18 protein-coding genes and 2 pseudogenes are annotated in these 24136 nt (G+C 72.6%); 9 read left to right on the top strand and 11 right to left on the bottom strand.

Going from position 1 to position 24136, the window contains the following annotated elements:
- Nucleotide 1: 1 nt before the first annotated feature.
- The 4 genes from LN251_RS06810 to LN251_RS06795 all read right to left on the bottom strand — a co-directional run bounded on the left by LN251_RS06810 (nt 2) and on the right by LN251_RS06795 (nt 7909).
- Nucleotides 2–4843 carry an alpha-(1->3)-arabinofuranosyltransferase domain-containing protein gene (locus tag LN251_RS06810; protein ID WP_458244145.1) on the bottom strand — a complete coding sequence of 1614 codons (4842 nt, stop codon included), beginning with the start codon at nt 4841–4843 and terminating at the stop codon, nt 2–4.
- The gene (locus tag LN251_RS06805) at nt 4840–5580 is read right to left on the bottom strand and encodes a class I SAM-dependent methyltransferase (RefSeq protein ID WP_458243583.1); all 741 of its coding nucleotides are present in this window, start codon (nt 5578–5580) and stop codon (nt 4840–4842) included. Before LN251_RS06805 ends, LN251_RS06810 begins: the two co-directional genes overlap by 4 nt.
- Nucleotides 5577–6728 (bottom strand): glycosyltransferase family 4 protein, encoded by a 1152-nt coding sequence (locus LN251_RS06800; RefSeq protein WP_458243582.1) that lies wholly within the window; start codon nt 6726–6728, stop codon nt 5577–5579. The genes LN251_RS06805 and LN251_RS06800 overlap by 4 nt, the downstream gene beginning before the upstream one ends.
- A gap of 194 nt (nt 6729–6922) precedes the next feature.
- Nucleotides 6923–7909: a DUF3068 domain-containing protein gene (locus tag LN251_RS06795; RefSeq protein WP_458243581.1), complete on the bottom strand. Its 987-nt coding sequence runs from the start codon at nt 7907–7909 to the stop codon at nt 6923–6925.
- Between the two features lie 352 nt (nt 7910–8261).
- On the opposite strand from LN251_RS06795, the gene LN251_RS06790 reads away from it, so the two are divergent.
- Nucleotides 8262–8414 (top strand): hypothetical protein, encoded by a 153-nt coding sequence (locus LN251_RS06790; protein ID WP_174267325.1) that lies wholly within the window; start codon nt 8262–8264, stop codon nt 8412–8414.
- A gap of 3 nt (nt 8415–8417) precedes the next feature.
- Complete coding sequence (locus LN251_RS06785; RefSeq protein WP_458243580.1) at nt 8418–9659, top strand: PucR family transcriptional regulator; 1242 nt, start codon at nt 8418–8420, stop codon at nt 9657–9659.
- 9 nt (nt 9660–9668) lie between these two features.
- On the opposite strand, the gene LN251_RS06780 is transcribed toward LN251_RS06785, so the two are convergent.
- Nucleotides 9669–10709 (bottom strand): NAD-dependent epimerase/dehydratase family protein, encoded by a 1041-nt coding sequence (locus LN251_RS06780; protein ID WP_458243579.1) that lies wholly within the window; start codon nt 10707–10709, stop codon nt 9669–9671.
- A 178-nt stretch (nt 10710–10887) separates the two neighbouring features.
- On the opposite strand from LN251_RS06780, the gene LN251_RS06775 reads away from it, so the two are divergent.
- Complete coding sequence (locus tag LN251_RS06775; protein WP_058925489.1) at nt 10888–11661, top strand: IclR family transcriptional regulator; 774 nt, start codon at nt 10888–10890, stop codon at nt 11659–11661.
- Entirely contained in the window at nt 11658–12503 is an 846-nt protein-coding gene (locus tag LN251_RS06770; protein WP_458243578.1) for an SMP-30/gluconolactonase/LRE family protein, read from the top strand. Before LN251_RS06775 ends, LN251_RS06770 begins: the two co-directional genes overlap by 4 nt.
- Here the strand turns inward: LN251_RS06770 and LN251_RS06765 are convergent.
- Nucleotides 12418–13107 carry a toxin-antitoxin system, toxin component family protein gene (locus tag LN251_RS06765; protein WP_458243577.1) on the bottom strand — a complete coding sequence of 230 codons (690 nt, stop codon included), beginning with the start codon at nt 13105–13107 and terminating at the stop codon, nt 12418–12420. The two genes, LN251_RS06770 and LN251_RS06765, sit on opposite strands and share 86 nt — an antisense overlap.
- A gap of 223 nt (nt 13108–13330) precedes the next feature.
- Here LN251_RS06765 and arfA point away from each other — a divergent pair, with 223 nt between their 5' ends.
- Entirely contained in the window at nt 13331–14842 is a 1512-nt protein-coding gene (gene arfA / locus LN251_RS06760) for an arabinosylfuranosidase ArfA (RefSeq protein WP_458243576.1), read from the top strand.
- A 15-nt stretch (nt 14843–14857) separates the two neighbouring features.
- Here the strand turns inward: arfA and LN251_RS06755 are convergent, their stop codons facing one another.
- Both LN251_RS06755 and LN251_RS06750 read right to left on the bottom strand, forming a co-directional pair.
- Nucleotides 14858–15832 (bottom strand): hypothetical protein, encoded by a 975-nt coding sequence (locus tag LN251_RS06755; protein ID WP_458243575.1) that lies wholly within the window; start codon nt 15830–15832, stop codon nt 14858–14860.
- Nucleotides 15833–16042: 210 nt separating this feature from the next.
- The gene (locus LN251_RS06750) at nt 16043–18982 is read right to left on the bottom strand and encodes a beta-galactosidase (protein ID WP_458243574.1); all 2940 of its coding nucleotides are present in this window, start codon (nt 18980–18982) and stop codon (nt 16043–16045) included.
- Between the two features lie 77 nt (nt 18983–19059).
- Here LN251_RS06750 and LN251_RS06745 point away from each other — a divergent pair, with 77 nt between their 5' ends.
- The 3 genes from LN251_RS06745 to LN251_RS06735 all read left to right on the top strand — a co-directional run bounded on the left by LN251_RS06745 (nt 19060) and on the right by LN251_RS06735 (nt 21346).
- Nucleotides 19060–19518, top strand: coding sequence for an RrF2 family transcriptional regulator (locus LN251_RS06745; RefSeq protein WP_362985460.1), 459 nt, complete (start codon nt 19060–19062; stop codon nt 19516–19518).
- Nucleotides 19519–19604: 86 nt separating this feature from the next.
- Nucleotides 19605–20522, top strand: coding sequence for a sulfite exporter TauE/SafE family protein (locus LN251_RS06740; protein ID WP_458243573.1), 918 nt, complete (start codon nt 19605–19607; stop codon nt 20520–20522).
- A 173-nt stretch (nt 20523–20695) separates the two neighbouring features.
- Nucleotides 20696–21346: a DUF4360 domain-containing protein gene (locus tag LN251_RS06735; RefSeq protein ID WP_458243572.1), complete on the top strand. Its 651-nt coding sequence runs from the start codon at nt 20696–20698 to the stop codon at nt 21344–21346.
- Nucleotides 21347–21416: 70 nt separating this feature from the next.
- On the opposite strand, the pseudogene LN251_RS06730 reads toward LN251_RS06735, so the two are convergent.
- Together LN251_RS06730 and LN251_RS06725 are read right to left on the bottom strand one after the other, a co-directional pair.
- A pseudogene (locus LN251_RS06730) lies at nt 21417–21677 on the bottom strand (Scr1 family TA system antitoxin-like transcriptional regulator); the annotation flags it as partial.
- Between the two features lie 104 nt (nt 21678–21781).
- Nucleotides 21782–21991 (bottom strand): hypothetical protein, encoded by a 210-nt coding sequence (locus LN251_RS06725; protein ID WP_458244161.1) that lies wholly within the window; start codon nt 21989–21991, stop codon nt 21782–21784.
- Nucleotides 21992–22013: 22 nt separating this feature from the next.
- On the opposite strand from LN251_RS06725, the gene LN251_RS06720 reads away from it, so the two are divergent.
- Nucleotides 22014–22283, top strand: a complete 270-nt coding sequence (locus LN251_RS06720; RefSeq protein WP_458243571.1) for an FAD-dependent monooxygenase — start codon at nt 22014–22016, stop codon at nt 22281–22283.
- A gap of 96 nt (nt 22284–22379) precedes the next feature.
- Here the strand turns inward: LN251_RS06720 and LN251_RS06715 are convergent.
- A pseudogene (locus LN251_RS06715) lies at nt 22380–24024 on the bottom strand (pyridoxal phosphate-dependent aminotransferase).
- Nucleotides 24025–24136 lie beyond the last annotated feature (112 nt).

The raw sequence follows: 24136 nt of genomic DNA, 5'->3' as shown, positions 1-24136 counted from the left end.
CTCAGCCCCTCCCCGTGTCGTCGTCCGGCCCCGACGGCCGCGGCGGCTCGGGCTCGGTGGCCCGCAGCCGGGGCTTGCGGAACGGAACCCGCCCGACCGGCGCCCCGGGCTCCGCACCCCCGGGCCCCCGCGCGGAAACGACGGGCCCGGCGTCGGGCCGGGTGCCTTCCGAGGGGAGCCCCTCGCCGCGCTGTCCCTGACGGGAACCGTCGGCGGCGGGGTCGTCGACGTGCTGTCGCTGCCATGGGCCGTCCCCGGGAGGGGCATCGGCGGGCTGCTCCTGCCGAGGGCCCTCCTCGGGCAGGGCTTCTGCGTGGTGCTCCCGCCGGGGGCTGCCTGCGGGCTGCCTCTCTGGGTGCTCCCGCCGGGGGCTGTCTGTGGGCAACCCTTCTGCGTGCTCCTCGCGTGAGGTGCCGCGCGCGTGGCCTCCCCCCTGCTCTTGCTGCGAGGTGACGCCCGCGTGGCCGCCCCCTGGATCGTGCTGCGAGGTGCCGGTCGTGTGGACGTCTCCCGGCCGCTTCTGCCAGGGGCCGGCACCGGAGAGGCCTTCTCCGTGTCGTTCGCCGGGTGGCGGGGGCGGGGCGGTCGTCCCGGGGCTCGGTCGCTCGGTGTCCGGGCCGGGCCTCTCCTCCCGGCGTCGCTGCGGCAGTTCGCGAGTCGGGGCTTCCGAGGGCGCCCACAGGGCCGGTTCGGTCGCCGGGGGCAGGACCGCCGTGTGGCCGGGGCCCTCGTCCGGCTCGTGGACGCTCACGACGCCGGCGAACAGGCTGATCAGCGCCAGCAGTTGGGCCGCGTGCCCGAACGCCCCGTGACCGGCGCCCACCGGTTCCCCGGCCCCCGTCGCCGCCGCGATCCCCGCCCCCACGAGCGCGGCGAACGCGATCGGGACGAGCAGGGCGTGCCGGCGGGAGGCCAGCAGAGCCAGCGCGAGGACGAGCAGGGCGAACCATCCGGCGATCACGATCGCCACCACCGTCAGCGCCACCGTGCCCAGCCACAGCCCCGGCAGCGGCGGCACCGGCTGCGCCGGATCGGGGTTCGGTTCGCGCCGGCGCCACACGGCCAGGCCGATCACCGCCGCCAGCCCGACCGCGCCGCCGATCAGCCCGCCCTCGTACGTGGTCGCGGGCTCGTACGACAGCTTGACCGTGCCGCCCGCCCCGGCCGGGACCCGCCAGCCCTGCTGCCAGCCGTCGAGCCGGACGGGGGTGAGCTCCTTGCCGCCCAGGGTGGCCTTCCAGCCGTCGTTGAAGTTCTCGTACGTCGTGAGATACGTGGCGCCGCCCGAGCCGACGGTCAGCTCGCGCCGGTCGCCGAGCCAGTCCCGGACCGTCAACTGCCGTGTCCCGGCGGACGGTTCACTCACCGTGCCGTGCGTCAGGGTGACGTCGGTCAGGACGAGGGGACCGGCGTCGCCGGCCTCCACCCGGTGGGTCCCGGCGGTCAGCTCCAGACCGGTGTCCCTCCGGCTTTCCTGGCAGAGCGTCACCTCGACCTGGCGGCGTTCCACCAGGTCCCGCACGGTCCCCTGCACGCTCGTCGCGTACAGCTTCCCGTCCACCGCCACGGCCGGCCCCTGCCCGCAGGGCAGCGAGAAGGCGCGGGAGGAGCCGGGCTGCTTGGTGCGGTACTGGTCGAGGGCCGGGATGTACGCCTCGCTCAGCCCGACGGGCAGTTGCAGGTCCTCGTCGGCCACCGGGTTGTGCAGGCTCAGCGGCGCCGTCCGCGTGATCGTGATGTCGAGGCGGTCCGTGGTGATCGGGTCGAAGCGGGCCACGCCGTTCTCGTCGACCCCGGCGATCGTCGCACCGTCGGGGGAGCTGATGTCCACCTGGGTGGCCCGGGTGGACAGCCCGCCCGCCGGAGCCAGGACGATCTCCCCGACGGGCTGCTTGCCGTTCCAGCTCAGATGGATGGTCGGCCGGTCGCCCGCGACCCAGGCCGTGGTCAGGTCGCCGTCGGTGAGGTTGCGCGCCGACAGGCCCGCGCCCAGGGCCGCCGTGGAGTCGGCGGTCGCGACGATGCGGTTCTGCTGGTCGGGCGCGACCCGGTAGAGCAGCCTGTCGAGCTCCGCGCCGCTCACCGGCACCGCGCCCGCCGTCACCTCGTACGTCCCCGCCGTGGCCGTGGTGAACCGGCGGTGCAGTCCCGCTTCCGTGCCCGTCGCGGACAGACCGGTGGGGTCGGGGGTGCGGTGCAGGGAGATCTGCGTGGCGGCGGCGTCGGAGGCGCCGTCCGCGTCGGTCGGCAGGCGGAGCAGGCGGGTGACCTGGACGTGCGGCAGGGCGACCTCGGAGAAGCCGGCGCCCGTCAGACCCGCGTGGCGGCGCTCGGAGTCGACGATCGTCAGCTTCATCCACCGCGTCGCGCCCGCCGGTGCCTTGACCGACTGCGTCTGGCCGTTGGGCCGCAGGAAACTCGTCCTGCTCCCCTTCTCCGTCTCCACCCGCACCTTCGTGGCCGCCGACCGCACGCTCGCCTGCGGCAACGGCGTCACCTTGAACGACGACGGCATGTCGTAGGAGCCCGTGAAGCCGATCCGCAGCCACTGCCCGTCCGCGGAGCCGGGCGCGCCCTCGGCCCACGCGGTGTCCGGGTTGCCGTCGAAGGCGTTCACCGGGTCGTACTGGGGCAGGTGGAAGAGCCAGTTGCCGGTGGAGGAGGCCGTCACCGAGCGGGCGCCGCGCAGCTGGGCCACCGTCTGGTGGGCGATGCCCTCGGTCGGCAGGATCTGGTGCGGCCTCTTCCCGGCGTCCTGCACGGCGTCCGGCGCGTTGCGCTCCGAACTCGTGTACGTGTACGAGGTGTTGGCGCTGACCAGCCCGAACCGGGTGTCGGCACGGCGCAGCCCGTCGCCGACGACCTGCAGAGCGGGGCTGCCGAGTCCGGGGGTGTTGTCCCCGGTCAGCACGGTCGCCCGGCCGCGCAGCTCGGTCGCGAGCGGCAGCAGGGCCTCGGGTCCGCCGGAGACGACGGCCGTGTCGGAGACGGGCAGCAGCCGGGCCTGCCCCGGGCGCGGGACGTCCTTGCCGCCCGGTTCGTAGATCTCGACCGCCCGCTGCCGCGGGTACAGGCCCTCGACCTGGAGCGGGGCGTCGTGCGCGATCCGGCCGCCGGTCATGACCGGCCCGAAGCCCGTCACCCGCACATAGCCCGACTGCTGCAGGGTCCGCTTCACGGTGGTGGTCGGCACCGCGCCGATCTGGTCGGGGTCGAGGTCGTTGCGTACGACGACGTAGTAGATGCCCGCCCGGCTCAGGTAGTCGGCCAGGCCCGGCACCTCGCTGCCGGAGGCGAGGGCGTTCTCGACGGCGTCCATCGCCCGCCGGTTGCCTGGGGTGCCGAAGGGGACGTAGTCCCGTTGCGCCCAGCGGGACTTGGCCAGCACGTCGAGCGGCTGGTCGATGGGGGAGCCCCAGCTGTAGATGCCGTGCGCGGTGGCCGGCACCACCAGGGCACGCGAGTCGGGGGAGTACTTCTGCAGCCAACTCGCGGTCGTCTTCCAGTACGTGGGCAGTTCCTGGAAGGACCCCGGGTTGAGGATCGAGCCGTTGAGGTACGGCCACAGCAGGCCCGGCAGGATCAGCACCGCCGCGACGAGCGGCGCGAACCGCCGCCCCCGCACCGGCCGGGCGCCGCGCGACTCGGCGGCGACGCCCACCACATGGGCGAGCCCGAGGACCAGCGCCAGGGCGAGCCCCGTCTGGAACTTGTAGATGTTGCGGAAGGGGACGAGCCAGCCGTTCAGCCAGTCCTGCACGACCCCGTGGAAGGGCGCGCCGAACGCCCCGCCGTAGCCGGCGAGCAGCACCAGCGCGCACGCGATCACGGTCAGCACCAGCCACCGCCGCTCGGGCATGTCCCGGCGCGCGAGCCCGGCGAGCCCCAGCCCGGCCGCCAGTGCCGAGGAGACGATCACCACCACGGAGGCGGCGACCGTCCATCCGGCGGGCAACCACGCCTGCCCGAAGTGCAGATAGGCCACCCAGTTGCCGGCCCCGCGCAGCGCCTCGGTCCCCGACATGGTGGCGGTGGTGGTCTGCGCGGTCTCCACGTAGGGCAGGAAGTTCTCTCCGTACACGCCGAGCATCAGCAGCGGGATCCACCACCAGGCCGTCGCCACGACGACCCCTGGCACCCACCAGGCGATCAGCTTGCGCTGCCGTGGCCCGGGCGGCCGGGAGAGCAGATACAGACCGACCGGCAGCAGCGAGGCCAGCGTCGACGCCCCGTTGACGCCGCCCATGAACGGCACGACCAGCGCCGAGCGCAGGGCCGCGACCCGGGCGGTGTACCGCTCGTTCGTCAGCGGCAGCAGCACCCACGGCAGGAAGGCGCCGGGCAGCACGGCGGCCGACGTGGAGCCGACGACGATGGTGAACACGGGCCACAGGGCGTACGCGATGCCCGCGAGCAGCCGGGAGCCGCCGCTGCCCACCCGCAGCCGCTCGGCCAGCCGCAGCGCGCCCCAGAAGGCGACCGACACGATCAGCGACATCCACAGCCGCTCGGCCAGCCACACCGGCAGGTGCACGAGATGGGCCAGCCAGTAGAACGGCAGCATCGGCCACAGATAGCCGGCGTACTGGTCCTGGATCCCGCCGAAGCCGCCCTGGTCGTGCCAGAGCTGCCCGAGGTCGGAGAGGAACGCGCCGGGATCGGTCGTCACGCCCAGCTTGGTGTCGAAGGTCTCGCGTCCCGGGTGCACCACCAGGAACAGCACGAACATCACGGCCCAGAACCCGACCAGCCAGCGCCGCGACCGCGGGCCCTCCGGCGGACCCGAGGTGGCCGCGGTGGTGGGGACGGCCGCCGGAGGAGGGGCCTGGACCGTGGTCGTCATGGTGGACACCGCCTGAGGATGAGGAGGAGGTTCCAGGTGGCGAACTCCCTGATTCCGGGCGCCTTGACGACCGCCTCGGCGAGGAAGGGCCAGTAGCGGGAGCGCGCCGAGACGACCGTGACGTCGTCCCGGCCGCGCACCTGCCGCAGGGTGGTGCCGATGTGCACGGCGAACAGGTTCTCGCCGAGGATGTGCTTGGCCGGCCTTCCGGTACGGCGCCGGTAGCGGGCGCGGGCCCGCTCGGCACCGAACCAGTGCCACGGGGCCCACTCGTGGCCGCCCCACGGGGACAGCCAGTTGGTGAACGACACGTAGATCAGGCCGCCGGGCCGGGTGACCCGGACCAGTTCGCTGAGAAAGGTCTGCGGATCGGCGACGTGCTCCAGCACGTTGGACGAGAAGGTGACGTCGGCGACCCCGTCGGACAGGGGCAGCAGATAGCCGTCGGCGATCACCGTGCCCTCGGGCGGCTTCTCGCCCAACTCGCGCACGTCGGGCTCGAAGAGGTGGGCGTGGGCGCCGCGGCGGCGGAACTCCTCGGTGAAGTATCCGCTGCCGCCGCCGACGTCCACGACCGTCCGCCCGGCGACGGGGCCGTCGTAGGCCTCGACCTGGTCGACGGCGTCGCGGGCGAGCAGCGCGTAGCAGGTCCCGGGATCGTCCTGCTCGTGGAGGAACGCCCGGAAGAGGGTCATCGACCGGCGTATCGAGGGGTCCTTGAGACCGGTGCCGGTCATGGGGTCCAGCTCCTCACCGCCTCGGCGGCCACGGCGCGGAACTGTCTGACCGTACGGTGCCAGCGGTAGCGGGCCGCCCGGTCCCGCGCGGCCTTGCCCATCGCCGCACGGCGTTCCCCCGACAGGGCGAGCGTGCACCAGGCGGCCGCGAACGACGACTCGCCGTGCGCCAGCACGCCGGTCTCCCCGTCGACGACGGAGTCCCGCAGGCCGGGCACGTCGAAGGCGACGGTCGGCGTCTGCCGGGTCGCGGCCTCCGTGACGACCAGGCCCCAGCCCTCCACGGCCGAGGGGTGCAGCAGCAGCCAGGCGGCGCACAGCAGCCGGTGTTTCTCGGCCTCCGAGACATGCCCGGCGAACTCGACCCCGGGACCGGCGAGTTGTTCCAGCCGCTGCCGCTCGGGGCCGTCGCCCACGATCACCAGCCGGCCGCCGGTGACCGGCCGCACGCGTTCCCAGAGTCTGAGCAGCAGGTCGATCCGTTTGTACTCGACGAGTCTGCCGACCGCCACGAACAGCGGCTCGGCCGACCGCTCGGCCCGTGGGCCGGGCTCCTCGACGCCGTTGTGCACCACGCGGATGCGGTCCCTCTCGACACCGATCGCGCGCAGCGCGTGGGCCGTCGAGGGAGAGACGGCGACCATCAGGCTGCGGTGCTGGGCGCCGGTCAGCGCCCACTGCTCCAGTCTTCGGCCGAGTCGCGCGGCCGGCGTCAGAGGCCCGCCGAACCGCATCTTCCACAGGTCGGAGTGGACGTGGTTGACCAGGCACAGCGTGGGGCCGCGGTGCCAGAGGGGCGCGAGGTAGGGCATGCCGTTGCAGACCTCCACCAGCAGATCGGTCTCGCCGACCTGACGGGCGAAGGCGGACCGGGCGCGCAGGTAGTGGCCGAACTCGCCGCCCGCCGAGACGACCTTGTAGTCGCGGTACGCGGCGGGGCCGCCGCAGATCAGGGTCACCTGGTGGCCGAGTCCGGTCAGGCCCTCGGCGAGCCGGTCGACCAGCAGCTCGGAGCCGCCGGCGGCCGGGTTGTCCAGGTCACGATGGGCGAGGAAAACGATTCGGCGCGGGTGTGGGGGGAGCGCCGGGAGGTGCTGCGGCGGCCAGGAATGAGCGCTGCGCAGCGGGGATGGCACGTGCTGGGGCATGGGTGCTCCAACTCGTCTCAGGGTGCGGAACTCAGTGGTGGCTTTCCGGACGTGTTGTGGGGGGACTGAGCTCTTCCTGGGCGGGGGGTGTGGACGGGCTGTGCTCGGGTGGGGTTGGACAGTTTTCGCCGAGCCGTTCGCCACGGCTACTCACCGAGGTGACAATTTCCGGCTTTATTAGAACTGACGTCATGTCACATCGTGAGCTGGGGCTGGGGCGATCGGGAGTTTTCGGCCAACTCGGGGCGCTTACGGCCTCGTACCACCAAAACCGCCCCTAGCGCCGCCAGTACGAATCCGGCCACCGCCGAGGCGATCGGCAACGTCTGCCCCACCATGCGCAGCTGGCCGCTCTCCTTCTTCGCCTGTTTCACCTGTTCCTTCTGCGTCGCGGTGGTGAACCCGAGTTTCTCGCTGTCCAGCAGCACCACCGCGTCCTTCTTCGCACCGGGGGCACGCAGGGTGCGCCGCGGGCCGACCTGGGCGTAGAGCACCCGGCCGGTGCGCTGGTCCACGACCAGCTCGATGCCGTGGTTGGAGTACCACTCCTCGGCCAGAACCTGCGGCTTGCTCTTCTGGCCGACGATCGTGCCCGGCACCAGTCGCGTGCCGATCTTCGTCGGCGACACGCTGCCGGTGAACCGGTAACCCTTGTACCCCTGGACCTTCCTCGTACCCGCGTAGTGCAGCACCACCGTGTCGCCGAGCGAGTTGTCCCACCATGTGTAGGAGCGTCGCCGCACGTCGAAGGGGAACTTCAGATACGCGTCGCCCTCGAAGTAGGGGTTCTCCTTGCAGCAGTGGACCGGTCGGTTGGTGCGGCGGTCCGTCACCCAGCGGTTCAGGAAGAACTCCAGGGCGTCATGCGGGTCGGCGGCCGGCAGCGACTTGTCCGTGTCGACCGTCGTCGTCACGTCCCACACCGCCCGCCCGCTCTTCTCACTGTCCGCGACGTTTCCGCGCACCTGCTGGGTGACCGTGATGCGCTGGTCGTGGACTGTCTTGATCTCATCGGTGTCGAAGTAGCTTCCGGTGCCCTGGTAGACGGCCGTGGTGTCGATGTCGATCGGGTTCACTGCGGCCCGCGGCTCGACGTACCAGACCAGCATCGGCGCCAGGACCAGCAGGAACGTGCCGAGTCCCAGCAGAATCAGCGAGAGGGGGGAGGCTGTACGGCGCATCCGGACACTCCAGGGAGAGGGACGACGGAGTTCGGGCCGCTCTGGCCCTGCCTTTCGGACCAGGTCGGCGGTGAGGGACGGCGCTGGTCGGTCGAGCCGAGCGGGGACTGGCGCGTGCGGCTGCGGGGTGGACGAGCGGAGCCGAGAGTGGGGGAGTCGGCAACCGACGACAACGCCGCAGATGTGCGCGCCAGGGCCCGCGACGCCGAGCCGGTCCGAAAGGCGGGGCCTATGGGCCGGGAACCGTAGGCCGCTCTTGACGGGGTGTCAATGGTTGTCGAGACTGGGCCGACAGGCAGAGGTGGGACACCGGGGTGGGGACGACCTTCCGCACGGAGAGGCTGACCCTGCGATGTCCAGACTGCTCGCCGCCGCGCTCACCGTCGTGGCCGCCGCGGCCCTCGCCGTGGGCGCCGCCCTCGGCATCGTCGCCCTGCTCGACGCCACCCCCGACCAGCCGAACACGCCGTTGATCACGTACGAGCAAGCCGGTCAGGGGAGTTGACCGGTGACGCCCGCGCACCCGCCGGCCGTCACCACCCGCTCGGCCTGGCACGACGTGCCCCGTCTCCAGGTCCGCCGTTTCGCCGCCATCGCCATGGCGGAGGCGCCCGGACTCGCCGAGGAGATCCTGCGCGAGATCCGCCGCGAGTACCCCCACCTGCCCCTCGTGCTCGACGAGTCGGGCGAGCCCATGGCGCTGGTCGGCATCCGCCGGGCCATCGAGGTGTTCGTCCAGCACCTGGAGACGTCCGAGGGCCGCCTCACCGTCCCGCCCGGCGTCTTCCAGGAGTTCGGCCGCGGCGAGGGCCTGCACGGCCGCTCCCTCGACTCCCTCCAGGCGATCTACCGCATGGGGGTGCGCCTGGCCTGGCGCCGCTTCGCGGAGATCGGCCAGCGGGTGGAGATCCCGCCGCCCGCCATGTACGAACTCGTCGACGCGGGCTACGAGTACCTGGACGGCCTGGTCGACCAGTCGGTACGCGGCTACGCCGAGGCCGCCGCACGGCAGGCCGGGGAGCGTCTGCGCCTCCAGCGCCGCCTGATGGAGCTGCTGCTGGCCGAGCACCACCGGGGAGATCCGGCCGAGGCGCTCACCGAACGGGCCGCCCGGGTCGGCTGGCCGCTGCCCCGCAAGGTCGCCGTCGGGGTCCTGCTCCGCCCGGCCCGCGAGGCCGTCGCGCCCGCCGTCGGACAGGGCGTGCTGCTCGACATGGACTACGAGCAGCCCCGCATGGTCGTCCCCGAACCGGACGCCGCCGGCCGCCCCGAACTGCTCCACCGGGCCCTGACCGGGTGGTCCGGCGCGATCGGGCCGCCGGTACCGCTGGCCGACGCGGCGAAGTCGCTGCGCTGGGCCGAGGCGGCCGTCCGTCTCATGGAGCGGGGACTGCTGCCCGCCGGGGACGTCCTGTACTGCACCGAGCACACCGAGGCCCTGGTGCTGCTGCAGCCGGAGGAACTGATCGACGACCTCGCCCTGCGCTGCCTGGCACCGCTCGCGCACTGCGGCCCGACGCACGGACGCCGGCTGGCGCAGACCCTGCTGGCATGGCTGGAGACCCGCGGCGGGGCGCCGGAGGTGGCCGCGCGCCTCGGTGTCCACCCCCAGACGGTCCGGTACCGCCTGCGCCAGATCCGCGAGCTGTGGGGCGACGAGATCGACGACCCCGACCGCCGCTTCGAACTGGAACTGGTGCTGCGGGCACAGAGGTTGAGGGGGATGCTGGGAGAGACGGGGCAGCGGTGACGCCGAAGGTCACCGGGCCCGACGCTGCCGCCGCCAGGCCTCGTAGTGGTCCAGCACGGTCTCCTCGACGGGCCGGTACGCGATCCCCAACTCCTCCTTCCCGCGGCGGTTGTCGACCTCGAACCGTATGCCGAGGTGCTTGCGGATGTAGTCCTGGGTGAGCCCGAAGGCCGGACCGAGGACGCGAACGGGCCAGTGCGGCAGGCGGGTTCGGGGCAGCCGCAGATCCCTCGGACAGCGCGTGCGGACGATCCGCGCCATCTCGTGGAAGGAGGTCATCCGCTCGGCGGCGACGATGTACCGCCCATGGGCGTCCGGCTTCTCGGCGGCGGCGATGTGCGCGTCGGCCAGATCCCGTACGTCGACCGTGGTGAAGCTGAAGTCGGGGGCGCCGTAGAAGAAGTAGCCCTTGAAGAGCTCCTCCAGGAGGAAGAGGCTGCCGGACTCGGAGGCGGGGGTGAGCGAGGGCCCGAGCACGAGTCCGGGGTTCACGGCGACCATGCTCCACCGCTCCTGCGCCTCGGCGGCCTCCCAGGCGGCTCGCTCGGCGACGGTCTTGGCGTAGTGGTACGGATTGTTGTGCACGGTGCTGGTGGTGTTGAAGTACTTCTCGCTCAGCACCCGCCCGTCCATGGCGAGCACGTCGACGTAGTCGCCGAAGACGGCACCGACGGTGGAGGTGAGCACGAGCCGCCTGACGGTGGGAGTCCGCTCGACGCTCCCGATCACGTTCCGCGTCCCCACCAGCGCGGGCTCCACCATGTCCCGCTGCCCGTCCTTGATCCTCTCCGGCATCAGAAACGGCGAGGCGACATGGAACACCACCTCACACCCGTTCATGGCCTCGTCGAAGGAACCGTCCACGAGCAACTCGGCCTCGAACAACTCCAGCCGGCCGGGATGGGCGTCCTGCACGGCGCGCAAGGGGGCCGTCTTGCGGGAGTCGGCGGCGCTCCGCACGGTGGCGCGCACCTGATGGCCCCGCTCCAGGAGCCGCACCACCAAATGACTCCCGACAAAGCCACTGCCGCCGGTCACCAGGACGTCCATGCGTACTCCTGTCTCGTCGGGTCTCATCGGCAAGGGGTTTCTTCACTCTCGGACTCATGCGTTCCGCGCAGAACCATTGCCCGGGCAAACGCGCTGGGCCTAACCTGTGTTCGTCATGCCGATCGTCTGTTGAAATTTCGAACACAGGCGCCTAGGAAAACAAGGGAGGGGGCCGGTCGTGGGACGCCTCGTACCTGCGGTGACTCGGGCTCTCGACATTCTCGAGCTCTTCCTCGACGGGGACGGGACGCTCTCCGCCCCCGACATCGTGCGCAGGCTGCAGCTGCCGCGCACCACCGTGCACGAGTTGGTGACCACTCTCGCCGCCCGGTCGTACATCGTCCAGGTGCCGGGGCAGCCCGGACGCTACCGGCTCGGCGTACGGCCGTACCAGCTCGGCAGCCGCTACGCCGAGCAGCTCGACCTCGCGGCCGAGGGGCAGCAGGTCGCCCGGTCCGTCGCCGAGACCTGCGACGAGACCGTGCACGTGGCGATCCTCGAAGGCACCGACGTCATCTACATCGCCAAGGTGGACTCGACGCACGCGGTACGGATGGTGTCCGCCGCCGGGCGCCGGCTGCCCGCGCACTGCACGTCCGTCGGGAAGATGCTGCTGGCCTCCCTTCCGGAGCCGGAACTCACCGCGCGCATCCCGGACGACGCCGAGCTCGTGCGGATGACACCCAACAGCATCACCGAGCCCGCGGATCTGCGCGAGGCCCTCGCGCAGATCCGTGAGCGGGGGATCGCCGTCGAGAGCCGGGAGTCCAACCCGGACGTCAGCTGTGTCGCCGCACCCGTCCGCGACCGCACCGGTCAGGTCGTCGCCGCCCTCTCCATCTCCGTCCCGATGATCCGCTGGAGCGACGACCGCCGCGCCGAGCTGGAGCAGCTCGCCGCCAAGGGCGCCGCCGAGCTGTCGGAGCGCCTCGGCCACCGGACCGTCGCATGACGGCCTACGAGGTGGCGGTGCGCGCCGAGGCCACCCTGGGCGAGGGGCCGACCTGGGACGCCGACGCCGGGCGGCTGATCTGGGTCGACATCCTGGGCGCGCGCGTCCATACCTACGACCCGGGCACCGGCCGGCGCACGGTGCGCGTCACCGACCAGCACATCGGCGCGGCCAAGCCGCGGGCCGGCGGCGGGCTGGTGCTCAACCTCCGGGACGGCGTCGGGCTCGTCGACCCGGACGGCGCCTTCCGCTGGCTGCACCGCGAGCCGGTCCCCGGCCGCCGCGGCAACGACGCCGCCGTCGCCCCCGACGGCTCCCTGTGGGCCGGCACCATGCGCTACGACGAGGCCCCCGGCGGCGGCACGCTCTCCCGGATCACCGGGGACGGCTCGGCCGAGGTCGTCCTCGGCGACGTGGCCGTGAGCAACGGCACCGGCTGGAGCCCCGACGGGCGCCTGATGTACTACATCGACTCGCCGACCCGGCAGGTCGACGTCTTCCACCACGAGAACGGCCGGATCACCGACCGGCGCCGCTTCGCGCAGATCGAGGAGGACGCCGGCTTCCCCGACGGGCTGACGGTGGACGCCGACGGCTGTGTGTGGGTGGCCCTGTGGGACGGCGCCGCGGTACGCCGCTACACACCCGACGGCGAACTGGAGCGCGTGATCGAGCTGCCCACGCCCCGCGTCACCGCCTGTGCCTTCGGCGGCCCGGAGCTGACGGACCTGTACATCACGACCGCCCGCGTGGGCCTCACGTCACCCCACCCGGTGGCGGGCTCTGTGCTGGTCGTCCCCGGCGCGGGGAAGGGCCTGCCCCAGCCGGCGTTCGCGGGCTGAGCGTCCCGAGGGGCGGCCGGGCGGCACGCGGTACGGCCGCCCGGTCCCGCTCCTCGGGTCCGAGCGGGCGGCGCCGGGGGTCCCCGCCCGGCAGGAGGGGCCGCAGCGTGGCGGCGAGGCGGTGACCGAAGGCGTCGGCCTCCGCCTCCTCGGCCGCGCGCGAACCGTCACGGGCCGCCACCGACAGCGCCGTTCCGCTCCAGTCGCGTTCCCCGGCCAGTGCGGTCCCGGCCGTGTGGTGATGGCTGTGTCCGACGTGCAGATGCCACAACTCGTGGCCGAGAATGACCAGTTGCTGGGCGCCCTCGGCCCGCTCCTCGACGATGACGAGGTCGAAGTCCTGGAAGCCCACCCACAGCCCCGTCACCTCGATCTCGTCCGGGAACCGTTCGAACCGCAGCTCGACGGGCCGTCCGCCGCGCCGCGCGCTCATCTCCTCGCACAGGGCCCGGCACAGCTCCCGCGCGTCGACCGGCGGCCGCGTCCTGACCCGCAGGGCGGCATGAAGCCCCTCCGCCAGCTCCCGCATCCCGGACGCTCCCGGCGAGCGGCGCAGCCTCCCGGCGATCCGGGCAGCCGTCCTCCGCACGCCCGCGATGTCCATCGCTTCCCCTCTCGCCGCCGAGCAGGCCGTTCGAGACTACGCCGGTGGTTCAACCACGAACGGCCCCGTCTGGCCGGAAAAGCCTGCCCGAACCATTGACTGGCAAGCGCTTCCTCTTTACGGTCCCGTTCGAAGTTACGAGCGTAAGTCGACATGTCGAACGCGCCCGAACAGCCCCCGCAGCCGCCGACGAACCACGCACCAGCCACCCCGAGAGGCGCACATGCACACCGCCCGCTTCACCCTCGACCCCGCCTTCACCGTCGGCGAGGTCAACCCCCGTCTGTTCGGCTCCTTCGTCGAGCACCTCGGCCGCTGCGTCTACACCGGCATCTTCGAGCCGACCCACCCCACGGCCGACGCCGAGGGCCTCCGCCAGGACGTCCTCGACCTCGTCCGCGAACTCGGCGTCACCGCCGTCCGCTACCCCGGCGGCAACTTCGTCTCCGGCTACAAGTGGGAGGACTCCGTCGGCCCCGCCGAGGACCGCCCCCGCCGCCTCGACCTCGCCTGGCGGTCCACGGAGACCAACCGCTTCGGACTCGCCGAGTACATCGCCTTCCTGAAGAAGGTCGGCCCGCAGGCCGAGCCGATGATGGCGATCAACCTCGGCACGCGGGGCGTGGCGGAGGCCCTGGAGCTCCAGGAGTACGCCAACCACCCCTCCGGCACCGCCCTGTCGGACCTGCGCGCCGCCCACGGCGACAAGGACCCCTTCGGCATCAAGGTCTGGTGTCTGGGCAACGAGATGGACGGCCCCTGGCAGACCGGACACAAGACCGCCCGCGAGTACGGCCGCCTCGCCGCCGAGACCGCCCGTGCCATGCGGCAGATGGACCCGTCCGTGGAACTGGTCGCCTGCGGTTCGTCCAGCCAGTCCATGCCGACCTTCGCCGAGTGGGAGGCGACGGTCCTGGAGGAGACGTACGACCTGGTCGACCACATCTCCCTGCACGCCTACTACGAGCCCCAGGACGGCGACCTCGACTCCTTCCTGGCCTCCGCCGTGGACATGGAGTCCTTCATCGAGAACGTGGTCGCCACCTGTGACCACGTCGGCGCCAGACTGAAGTCCCCCAAGAAGATCAACCTCTCCTTCGACGAGTGGAACGTCTGGTACACGTCGAGGTGGCACGAGATCGAGAACTCCGCGGCGCGGGACTGGGCCGAGGCGCCCCGTCTGCTGGAGGACAACTACAGCGTCCTGGACGCGGTCGTCTTCGGCTCGCTCCTCATCGCCCTGCTGCGGCACGCCGACCGCGTCACCGTCGCCTGCCTCGCCCAGCTCGTCAACGTCATCGCGCCGATCATGACCGAGCCCGGCGGCCCGGCCTGGCGGCAGACGACCTTCTTCCCCTTCGCCCAGGCCGCCCGGCACGGCCGCGGCGAGGTCCTCGACGTGCGCGTGCAGTCACCGACGTACGAGACGAGCAAGTACGGTGAGGCCGATCTGCTGCACGCCACCGCGGTGCGCGCCGCGGACGGCACCGTCACGGTCTTCGCCGTCAACCGCTCCCGGACCGAGGCGCTGCCCCTCGAAGTGGCCCTGAACGGGCTCGACCTGACGTCCGTGGTCGAGCACAGCGCCCTCGCCGACGCCGACCCGGACGCCCGCAACACCCTCACCGAGCCCGAGCGGGTCGCCCCGCACGCCGTCGAGGGCACCGAGGTCCGGGACGGCACCCTCACCGCCGCACTGGAGCCGCTGTCCTGGAACATGATCCGCCTGGCCTGAAGGCCATGGCCGGCCCTAGCACTCGATGTACACCTGGGCGGGTGGGTACGGGGAGAACGACGTCGTGCCGACGGACCAGTACCCGCCCGTGCCGGGCACGGGCGTGAGGGCCTCGGGCAGGACGGGCGTCGTAGCGGTCGCGCCGCGCTCGCTGACCCAGCCGCCGTCCTGCCAGCGCAGGTAGTGCGCCCGGGTCTGGTCCCAGAAGTCCCAGCCGGCGATCCGGTCCGGGCCGCCCTGTCCGTCGTCGGCGATCGCGGTCAACATGCCGGCGGTGAAGGGCGCGGTGACGGTGTTCCAGGCCGTGCCGTCCCAGTGCTTGAGGGTGACGCCCGGCGGTTTGCCGGGCGGTCCGCCGACGCCGTAGTCGTAGCCGGTGAGCCAGATGTCGTCGTCGGCGACCGGGAGGAGACCGGTGACGGCGGGGCGGAGGCCGCCGGGCGCGGTCAGCTCGGTCCAGGCCGAGCCGTCCCAGCGGGCGACGAGGGCGCTGTCGTAGACCCAGACGTCGCCGCGGACGGTGACGCGCACGCCGGACGGGGTGACGGTGGTCCCGCTCGGGGGCCGGGCGATCCAGGACCACTCGCCGTCCGCGCCGTGCAGCAGCACCGAGCCGTCTCCGTCGCGGCCGGACACCCACACGCCGCCGTCGGCGTCGGTCGCGACACCGGTGAGCGTGGTGCCGGAGGTCCCGCGGCCGGGGAAGTCGGACTCCTGCCAGGTGGTGCCGTCCCAGTGCAGCAGGTGGGCGCCGGGGCCCACGGCCCACGCCCGGCCGGTGGTGTCGGCGGCGACGGAGCGCAGGCCGCCGGTCAGGCGGAGGTGCGCGAGGCCGACCCTGGTCCAGGCGGTTCCGTCCCAGACGAGGGCCAGGGGGGTCCCGGCGGTCCCGCCGTTGCGGCCCTCCTCCCCGACGGCCCAGGCGAGGCCGGGGCCGGCCGCCGCGACCCCGATGAGGTGGGCGGCGGGTGTGCCCCCGGGGGCGGGCACGGTCTGCCATGCGTGGGGTTCCCCGGCGGTGGCCGACCGGACACCGCTGAGCGGCGCCGCGCCGGTCGAGCGGTCGCCGCCCGCCGTCGCCGCCCTCGCGCTCGCCGAGGTCAGCCCCAGTCCGGCCCCGGCCCCCGCTAACCCTGTGATGAAACGCCTTCTGCGCACGACGGTCCCCCTTCTCGGGTCATGCCTGTGTGACGCACACGGTCAGACCGGCGCCACCGGAACCCCGCCCGCCGCCGCCCCGAGGAGCGTCAGCCGTACGTTCGACGGTCCCGACGGTGTGGTTCCGTCGGACAGTACGGCGAGAGCGAGTGTGTTGGAACCACGTGTGCGCAGAATCCCGTTCGGCAGGACGAAGGTGTGCTGCGGGCCCACGTCGTTGATGTACTGGCCCATGTTCCAGCCGTTGAGGAAGATCTGGACGCGGTAGGCGCGGGCCGGGTCGTCGTCGAGGACGAGCCCGACGGACGCGTCGATGCCGGGGTCGACCGCCAGCCGGAAGGACGTCCGGTACCAGGTCACGCCCTGCCGCCGGTCCGCGCGGGGCAGCGAGGCGGCCGGCCAGCTTTTGTCGGCGTACTCCGGCAGATGCCAGCCGTGCCGCTCGCCGTACAGGCCGCCGGTGTTCTGCGGCCCGCGCTTGGCGTCCGGCGCCTTCTCGCCCCGGATGCGCCAGCTCACCCGCGGCGCTGCCCCGTCGAAGGTGACCGCGGTCAGCCCGCGCGCCGCCTTGTGGGTGTCCTGCGCCTTGCCGTCCTGGTCGTGCTGCATCCGGCGGACGAGCACGGACAGCACGTGCGGGCCCGCCGTACGCGCCTCCGCCGGTACGGAGAACACCGCCGTGTCCGTCCATGTCCCCTTGCGTACGGTGCTGTTGTCCGGCACGGGCATGCGGTGGGTGCCCAGCGGCCGCCCGTCCAGCCAGGCCATCAGCATGCCCTGCGTGCCCGTGCTGTAGGCGAGGGACACCGTTCGCGCGCCGCGGGCGTCGGTGAGGTGGCCGCGGTACCAGACGTCGCCGTAGTGGAAGCCGTAGTCGTCGGCGAAGAGGACGGGCTGCCCGGCGGGGACGGGCGTGGTGCTGTACGACGTCGTGCGGTCGGCGCGCTTCCAGGCGGAGTCGTCGTATCCGGGCGCCGACTCGGGGTTCTCGGTCCTGCGCCGCCAGCCCCCACGCAGCGCGGGCAGCGAGACCTTCCCGACGCCGGGCAGCGGCCGTGCGGTCCGCAGACTTCCGGACGGTGTGGCCTCGACCGCCAGGTCCCGCCCGTTCCAGACGAGTTCGGTGATGCCGCGCGGCCCCCACGCCTCCAGTGCGGCGGCCGCCACCGTGTCCCCGGTCAGCCGTAGCGCCTTCCTCTTCACGGCCGCGGTCCGCACCAGGGCGGGACCGTGCACCAGCACCGGCCCGGACGGGGTGTCGTGGGGGAACAGCCGCAGCGAGGTGTCGTCGTCGGCCAGGAGCAGCAGCAGCGGGTTGCCGGCCCCGTCGCCGGAGACCAGCACCCGGGTCAGGCCGTCGAGGCGGGCCTCGACGCGCAGCAGTCCGTCCGCGTAGGTGTGGGCCGCGCCGCCCTCCAGCACCGTCACCGCCGGCCGCTCCGGGCATTCCAGCACGGTCACCGTCGCCTCGCCCGGGCGCCCGGTGAACACGGCGATCTCCTGGCGTCCCGCGGTGAGGGAGAGCATCGGCTGCGCGGTGGAGCAGCGCACCTTCCGCCGGCCCAGGACCATCCCGGCGACGAGGAGCCGCGCGTCCTTCGCCGGGACGGTGACCGGCAGCCCGCCGAGGCCCGGCACGGCCGAAGTCACCGCGCGCGTACCGTCGTTGCGCACCACGTACACGTGCGCCCCGGTGTCCGGGTTGGCCAGGTGGTACACCCGCAGACCGGCCGCCTCGACGTCGGCCGCCCGGTCCAGCTTGGCGAAGTCCGGTACGTGGTGCAGCAGATGGCCGAGCTGGTGCATCGGGACGAGCTTGGCGGTGGGCTGCCGCGCCTCGTCGAGGGCGGCGCCGTAGTCGTACGAGGTGTAGACGACCGGCGCCGGCAGCCAGCCCCACGAGGTGCCGCCGTAGGTCATGTAGACGTTGTGCAGCGTGATGCCGTTGGCGAGGTTGGTGAGGTAGAAGCGCCGTTCGTACGCGGCGTCGCGCTGCCGCCGCGACTCCGCGTACCCCTTGCGGTCGAACCAGACCCCGCCCCACGGGTCGAACCACCCGCCCCCGAACTCGGGCATGAACCCGGGCGTCCGCGGGCTCGCCGTGGCCCCGCCCTTCGTCCCGCCGACCCCGAAGTGCCCCCAGTCCGGCGGCGTCCGGGTGGGCGAGGGGTATCCGTCGAAGCCGTAGAGCCAACCCCCGCCCTCACCGCGGGTGTCGAAGGAGCCGGGGATCCAGTAGCCGTTCCTGCCCTTGTCGTTGTGGAACAGCGGGACGTCGATGCCGTCGGCCCGCACCTTCCCGTACAGGTGGGCCATGTAGTCGCGGCCCGTCGCCTCGGTGACGTGGGCGTCGTACTCGTTCTCGACCTGGTAGAGCAGGATCGTGCCGCCGCCGTCGGTGTACAGGTGGCGGGACGCGATGGCGTTCACGTGGGTGAGCCACTCGTCGACGTGCGCGAGGTACGCCGGGTCGGCGGTGCGTGCCGTGCCCCTGGCGGCGGTCAGCCAGCCGGGGAAGCCGCCGCCGTCGATCTCGGCGTTGATGTACGGGCCGGGGCGCAGGATGACGTAGAGACCGGTCTCGGCGGCCGTGCGCAGGAACAGGTCCAGGTCGCGGATGCCGGTGAAGTCGTAGCTGCCCGGGGCGGGGGAGTGGTAGTTCCACGACACGTAGACGCTGACCGCGTTGTAGCCGTGGGCGCGCATCTTCTGCAGGACGTCCCGCCACAGGGAGGGGCTCGGCAGCCGGAAGGGGTGCATCTCGCCCGACCAGACCACCAGCCGCCGGCCGTCGACGACGAGCGAGTAGCGGTCGAAGCCGACGGTGTGGTGCCGGCCGTCCGCGGCCGGCGGCGCGGGCGCGGGCCCGGTCGGCGCCGTCGGGGCGGCGTAGGCGCAGTTCGCCGCGCCGCTGCCGCCGAGGGCCAACCCCAGTGCGGTGGTTCCGGCGAGAGTGCTGAAGGTACGTCTGCTGAGCCCCATGGGAGCCTCCCGTCGTGCCGGTCGGTGGGCGGCGCGTGCGGGCTCATTGTGTACGCGGGACCGGCCACAATGGTCGTATGAGGATCTCGGCACGAGCGGATTACGCGGTACGGGCGGTTCTTGAGGTCGCCGTTCGGCAGGACGGCGGACCGGTGAAGGCGGAAGCCATCGCCGCGGTGCAGGAGATCCCGCACAAGTTCCTGGAGGGCATCCTCGGCGACCTGCGGCGCGGCGGCATCGTCGACAGCCGGCGCGGCGGAGGCGGCGGCTACCGGCTGGCGCGCGAGGCCCGGGAGATCACCGTCGCCGACGTCATCCGGGCCGTGGACGGGCCGATCGTGTCCGTGCGCGGCGAACGCCCCACGGGCCTGGAGTACACGGGCTCCGCCCAGCCCCTGCTGCCCCTGTGGATCGCCCTGCGGGCCAACGTCCGCCGCATCCTCGAAGGCGTCACGATCGCCGACCTGGCGGCCGACGCCCTGCCCGAGCAGGTGCGGGACCTGGCGGCGGAGCCGGCGGCATGGGAGAACCCGTAGCCGCGGCGCGCTCTCAGGCTGTCCTCAGGTCGAGGTCCTAGGGTTCCGTCCCGTTCACCGGCAATAGGACGGGACGGGACCGACACATGCGCACGCTGATCCTGCTCGCCCTCGCGGGCCTGGGCGCCCAGCTGGTGGACGGCAGCCTCGGCATGGCGCACGGCGTGATCTCCACGGTGCTGCTGCTCGCCCTGGGCACCACCCCGGCCGCCGCCTCGGCCGTCGTGCACTTCGCGCAGATCGGCACCGGACTGGTCTCCGGTGCCTCGCACGCCCGCTTCGGCAACGTCGACTGGAAGGTCGTGACCCGGATCGGCGTTCCCGGCGCCGTGGGTGCCTTCGCCGGGGCGACCGTGCTGTCCCATCTGTCCACCGCGCTCGCCGAACCGGTGATGGCGGTCGTCCTGCTCGTCCTCGGCCTCTGCGTCACCTGGCGCTTCACCGTGCGCGGCGTCCCGCGGGGGAGTGCGGGCCGGCCGCTGGGCAGGCGGTTCCTGGTGCCGGTCGGGCTGGCCGCCGGGTTCCTCGGCGCCACCGGCGGGGGCGGCTGGGGGCTGATCGGCACGCCCGCGCTGCTGGCCAGTGGGCGTCTGGAGCCGCGCAAGGTGGTCGGCTCGGTCGACGCGAGCAAGGCGCTGGTGGCCGTCGCCGCGAGCCTGGGCTTCCTGTTCTCGCTCGGCTCGCACGGCGTGAACTGGTCCTGGGTGCTCGCGTTCCTCGTCGGCGGCACGGTCATCGCCCCGGTCGCCGCCTGGCTGGCCCGCTTCGTCGCCCCGCGCGTCCTCGGCTCCACCGTGGGCGGCCTGATCGTGGTGCTCAACGCCCGCACCCTGCTCGCCGACTGGTTCCACGTCCCCGGCACGGTCCGCGTGGGCGTGTACGTCGTCCTCCACGGCCTGTGGGCCGCCGCTCTGACGCACTCGGTGCGCGCCCATCGCCGGGAGCGGGACATCCGGACCGAACCCGCGGCGGAGCCGGAGCCGGTCGGCGCCCGAGCGGTGTGAAATCCGCGCATGTGAATGGCCGGAGTTCGCCCTGACCGCCGCCGCCGCGGCTTTCTACGATGCGGAGCGCCTCCGGCCTTCACAGAAACCTCACTGTTTCTCCAGAGAGTTCTCCGAGCTTTCCGGGGGGCCGGTGGCGTGCCACCCCCCACTCACAGAATCCGGAGAGACCCATGTCTGGCGGACTCCTGCTCGGCGGCGCCGTAGCCGCTCTCCTCACCACCGCGATACCCGCGAACCCGCACTCGGGCGTCTTCGACAACCCGCCCCCGGACAAGATCGTCATCGACGTCGCGACCGTGAACGGCTCCGGCTGCCCCGCGGGCACGGCGGCCGTCGCCGTCGCCCCGGACAACACGGCCTTCACGGTGACCTACAGCCAGTACCTCGCGCAGGCCGGCGGCAACTCCGACCCCACGGCCTTCCGCAAGAACTGCCAGCTCAACCTGATCGTGCACGTCCCGCAGGGCTTCACCTACGCCGTCGCCAGCGCCGACTACCGCGGCTTCCTCTCGCTCCAGCCGGGGGCCAGCGCCACGCAGAAGGCGTCGTACTACTTCCAGGGCTCCTCGAACACCGTGCCCAGGACCCACCCGTTCAGCGGCTCGTACAACGACGACTGGCAGGCGACCGACTCCACCGACTGGGCCCAGCTGGTCTGGGCGCCCTGCGGCGTCCAGCGCAACTTCAACATCAACACCGAACTGAGAGTCAACGCCGGAACCGCGAACCCCGGCAAGGTCAGCTTCATGACGATGGACTCGACCGACGGGGACATCAGCACCGTGTACCACATGGCGTGGAAGGAGTGCCCGGCGTCCTGAGCCGGCGGAACTCCGGCGCACGGAAAGGGGGTGGCCCCCGGTGCGGGCCACCCCTGCCGGTGCGGGGACGGTCAGCCTTGCCGGCGGGGTGGTCGATGAGTTCACGCGTGACCTCGACCCCGCCCGTGCGCCGGAGGAAGAGGTGCTCCTCCAGGATGAAGCTGTACGCCGTGTTCGGCCGCTCGCGCAGCAGCCGCCGTCGCTCGGCCCGAGCGGACCACCGCTCCTCGATCTGGAGGTCGTCCAGCGGTGGCAGCTGCCCGTCGAACAGGGCTCGGGCGTACGCCTGCGTCTGCAACAGCCCGGGAATCATGCGGCCTTCGTACGTGTGAGGTCCTGGACCACCAGGGGCCCGGAAAGACCGTGCGCGCCGAGGTCGATGTGCCCGGGTGGCGCTCCCTGGCCGGCCCGGCGACCGGCGCCTGAGCGCCGGCGTCAGACGGCCGCCGCTCCCTGTGCCGCCGGCCGGAGTGCGGCCAGGGCGGTGCCCTGACGCGTGGTGACCCGCTGGATCAGGACGACGATGAGACCGGCCGCGGTGACGAACAGGGCCTCGGAGAGCACCAGAAGAGGCAGCGAGGTTCCGGACTGTGCCACCACGGCGAGCAGCGCGTGTCCGGTCCAGGCCGCCCACCAGGCGTTCACCAGGAGCTCGTCACGGTTCTCGATGGCGGCGGGGCCGCTGGCCCGCAGGGTCCCGAGCAGCAGTCCGCGCGGGAACGCACAGGTTGGCCACCGGGACCAGCCATATGGGAAACACCTTGGTCGAAAGGACAACTTCAGCGGCGGGTATGGGAAACGCCCCGACCCGGGCGCACAGGTCGGTGTGGTGATCGTCGGGGCCGGGCCGGCGGGCCTGGTGCTGGGCAGTCTGCTGCTGGACCGGGGCGCCGACTGCGTGATCCTGGAACGGCGCGGACGGAGGCCGTACCCCTGAACGGAGGGTGCCCGCAGCGCCCCGAAAGGGGCGCGGGGACTGTGCGACCAGCCACATCAGTCCCGCACCCGGCCACGTACTGAACCCCGACGACGACTACCCGGCCTGCCCCATCCCCGCCGCGTTCGGCCAGCTCTGTGCGTTCGGCCACCCCGTTGCGGGAGCAGGCGTCAGCCCCGGCCCGGTGGTCCCCCGCACCTGCGCGGCCGTGAGTCCACCCCGGGCCGGCACCCCCGGCGGCGTGGGCCCGGGCATGGCGGCGGCCGGCGCCATCGGTGCTGCCGCAGGCATGGGAGCGGGCGCCGGCATCGGAGCAGGAGTCGGCATCGGTGCCGGAGCGGACATCGGCATCGGAGCAGGCGCAGGCGCGGGCATCGGCGCGGGTGTCTGCAGGGGAGGCGGCGCCTGCATGGGAGCCGGCACCGGCTGCGGCCCCGCCTGAGCCGCCGCGGGCACCGGCACCGGCATCGGCATCCCGAAGCCACCCCCGCCTCCGCCCCCGGCGAAGGGCCTGCGCGGCGAGCGGCAGACCCGCCCCGTTGGTCTCGCTGACCAGCCGGTCCACGGCCGCCGTGCCCGAGCTGTAGCTGGTCCCGGCGCCCAGCTCGGGCACGGCGGCTCCCCTCCTGGTCCCGTAGAGCACCTGTTCCATGCCGGACACCAGGCGACGCACGTCCGTCTGGGGGCGCACCACGAGCCGCAGGAAGCGGCTGGAAGAACCGATCTTGTTGCCGCACTCGCGGACCAGGATCCGGTGCTCGGTGAGCATCCGGTCCCGGACGACGGTGCCTTCGGCGCCCACGGGAAGGCGTACGAAGAGGAAGTTGCCCTGGGAGGGATAGACCGTCAGACCCGGCAGCGCGGAGAGCTGGCCGGCCATGTCGAGGCGGTCCCGGCGCACCTGCTGCAGGCTCTGCGCGTACTCCGCGCCGTGCTCCTTCAGCATGAACACCACGTGCTCGGCGAAGGAGTTGAGGTTCCACTTGGGCAGCATCGAGCGGACCTTGCCGGCCAGCGCGGGGTTGGCGACCAGGTAGCCGAACCGTATGCCGTGCAGGCCGAAGTTCTTGCCGAGGCTGCGCAGCACGACCACGTTCGGGCGGATCATCGCCTCCTGCACGACCGACGGTTCGGCCTCGGCGTCCGCGAACTCGAGGAAGGACTCGTCGACGACGACCAGGTCGAGGTCGGCCATCGCGTCCATGAACTGCACGAGCGACTGCTTGTGCAGATAGCCGCCGTCGGGGTTGTTCGGGTTGCAGACCACCGCGACCCGGGTGCCGCGCTTGCGGATGAACTCGGCGTACTGGGCCAGGTCCAGGGCGAAGCCGCTGGATTCCTGCAGCGGGAACATGTCGACCCGCTTGCCGGTCTCCATCGGCTGGTCGGTCCAGCGGCCGAAGGTGGGGACGGGGATGGCGAGGGACTCGCGGACCAGCAGGTGGTCGATCCAGGTGATCAGCTCGGTCGAGCCGTTGCCCATGGCCACGCACTGCGGCGGCAGCTGGAGCAGGTCGCACAGCTCGGCGGTGATCGTCTCGGCGCCGCTCGGGTAGTACGTGAGGATGTCGCGGAGGCGGACCGCCATCTCCTCGAACATGGCCGGGGTGGGGAAGTACGGATTGCAGGGGATACAGAAGTCGATCGGACCGGCCCCGTCGCCGCCCTCCCGCGCCAACGCAGCCATCGACGGACTGTGGGCCGCGGTGCTGCGGAACAGCGAGGTGACGTTGTCGGCCATGGAACCTCCGTATGGGGCGGACCCGCTGGGGAGGATCGGGCCCGTCGTCTTTGGGTGGCCCGCGCGGGGGAGCACGGGCCGCACCTAGATACGGGGGCGGCGGAGGCCGTGT

The sequence above is a fragment of the Streptomyces sp. MAI_2237 genome, from assembly GCF_054189285.1.
The sequence above is the reverse complement of the archived record's forward strand: the minus strand, read 5'-3'. Positions and strand labels throughout refer to the sequence as shown.

Excerpts from the sequence above, each read along its gene's own strand:
- LN251_RS06810 (WP_458244145.1), bottom strand. The coding sequence starts at position 4,843 with ATGACGACCACGGTCCAGGCCCCTCCTCCGGCGGCCGTCCCCACCACC.
- LN251_RS06805 (WP_458243583.1), bottom strand. The coding sequence starts at position 5,580 with ATGACCGGCACCGGTCTCAAGGACCCCTCGATACGCCGGTCGATGACC.
- LN251_RS06800 (WP_458243582.1), bottom strand. The coding sequence starts at position 6,728 with ATGCCCCAGCACGTGCCATCCCCGCTGCGCAGCGCTCATTCCTGGCCG.
- LN251_RS06795 (WP_458243581.1), bottom strand. The coding sequence starts at position 7,909 with ATGCGCCGTACAGCCTCCCCCCTCTCGCTGATTCTGCTGGGACTCGGC.
- LN251_RS06790 (WP_174267325.1), top strand. The coding sequence starts at position 8,262 with ATGTCCAGACTGCTCGCCGCCGCGCTCACCGTCGTGGCCGCCGCGGCC.
- LN251_RS06780 (WP_458243579.1), bottom strand. The coding sequence starts at position 10,709 with ATGGACGTCCTGGTGACCGGCGGCAGTGGCTTTGTCGGGAGTCATTTG.
- LN251_RS06770 (WP_458243578.1), top strand. The coding sequence starts at position 11,658 with ATGACGGCCTACGAGGTGGCGGTGCGCGCCGAGGCCACCCTGGGCGAG.
- LN251_RS06765 (WP_458243577.1), bottom strand. The coding sequence starts at position 13,107 with ATGGACATCGCGGGCGTGCGGAGGACGGCTGCCCGGATCGCCGGGAGG.
- arfA (WP_458243576.1), top strand. The coding sequence starts at position 13,331 with ATGCACACCGCCCGCTTCACCCTCGACCCCGCCTTCACCGTCGGCGAG.
- LN251_RS06750 (WP_458243574.1), bottom strand. The coding sequence starts at position 18,982 with ATGGGGCTCAGCAGACGTACCTTCAGCACTCTCGCCGGAACCACCGCA.
- LN251_RS06745 (WP_362985460.1), top strand. The coding sequence starts at position 19,060 with ATGAGGATCTCGGCACGAGCGGATTACGCGGTACGGGCGGTTCTTGAG.
- LN251_RS06740 (WP_458243573.1), top strand. The coding sequence starts at position 19,605 with ATGCGCACGCTGATCCTGCTCGCCCTCGCGGGCCTGGGCGCCCAGCTG.
- LN251_RS06735 (WP_458243572.1), top strand. The coding sequence starts at position 20,696 with ATGTCTGGCGGACTCCTGCTCGGCGGCGCCGTAGCCGCTCTCCTCACC.
- LN251_RS06720 (WP_458243571.1), top strand. The coding sequence starts at position 22,014 with ATGGCGGCGGGGCCGCTGGCCCGCAGGGTCCCGAGCAGCAGTCCGCGC.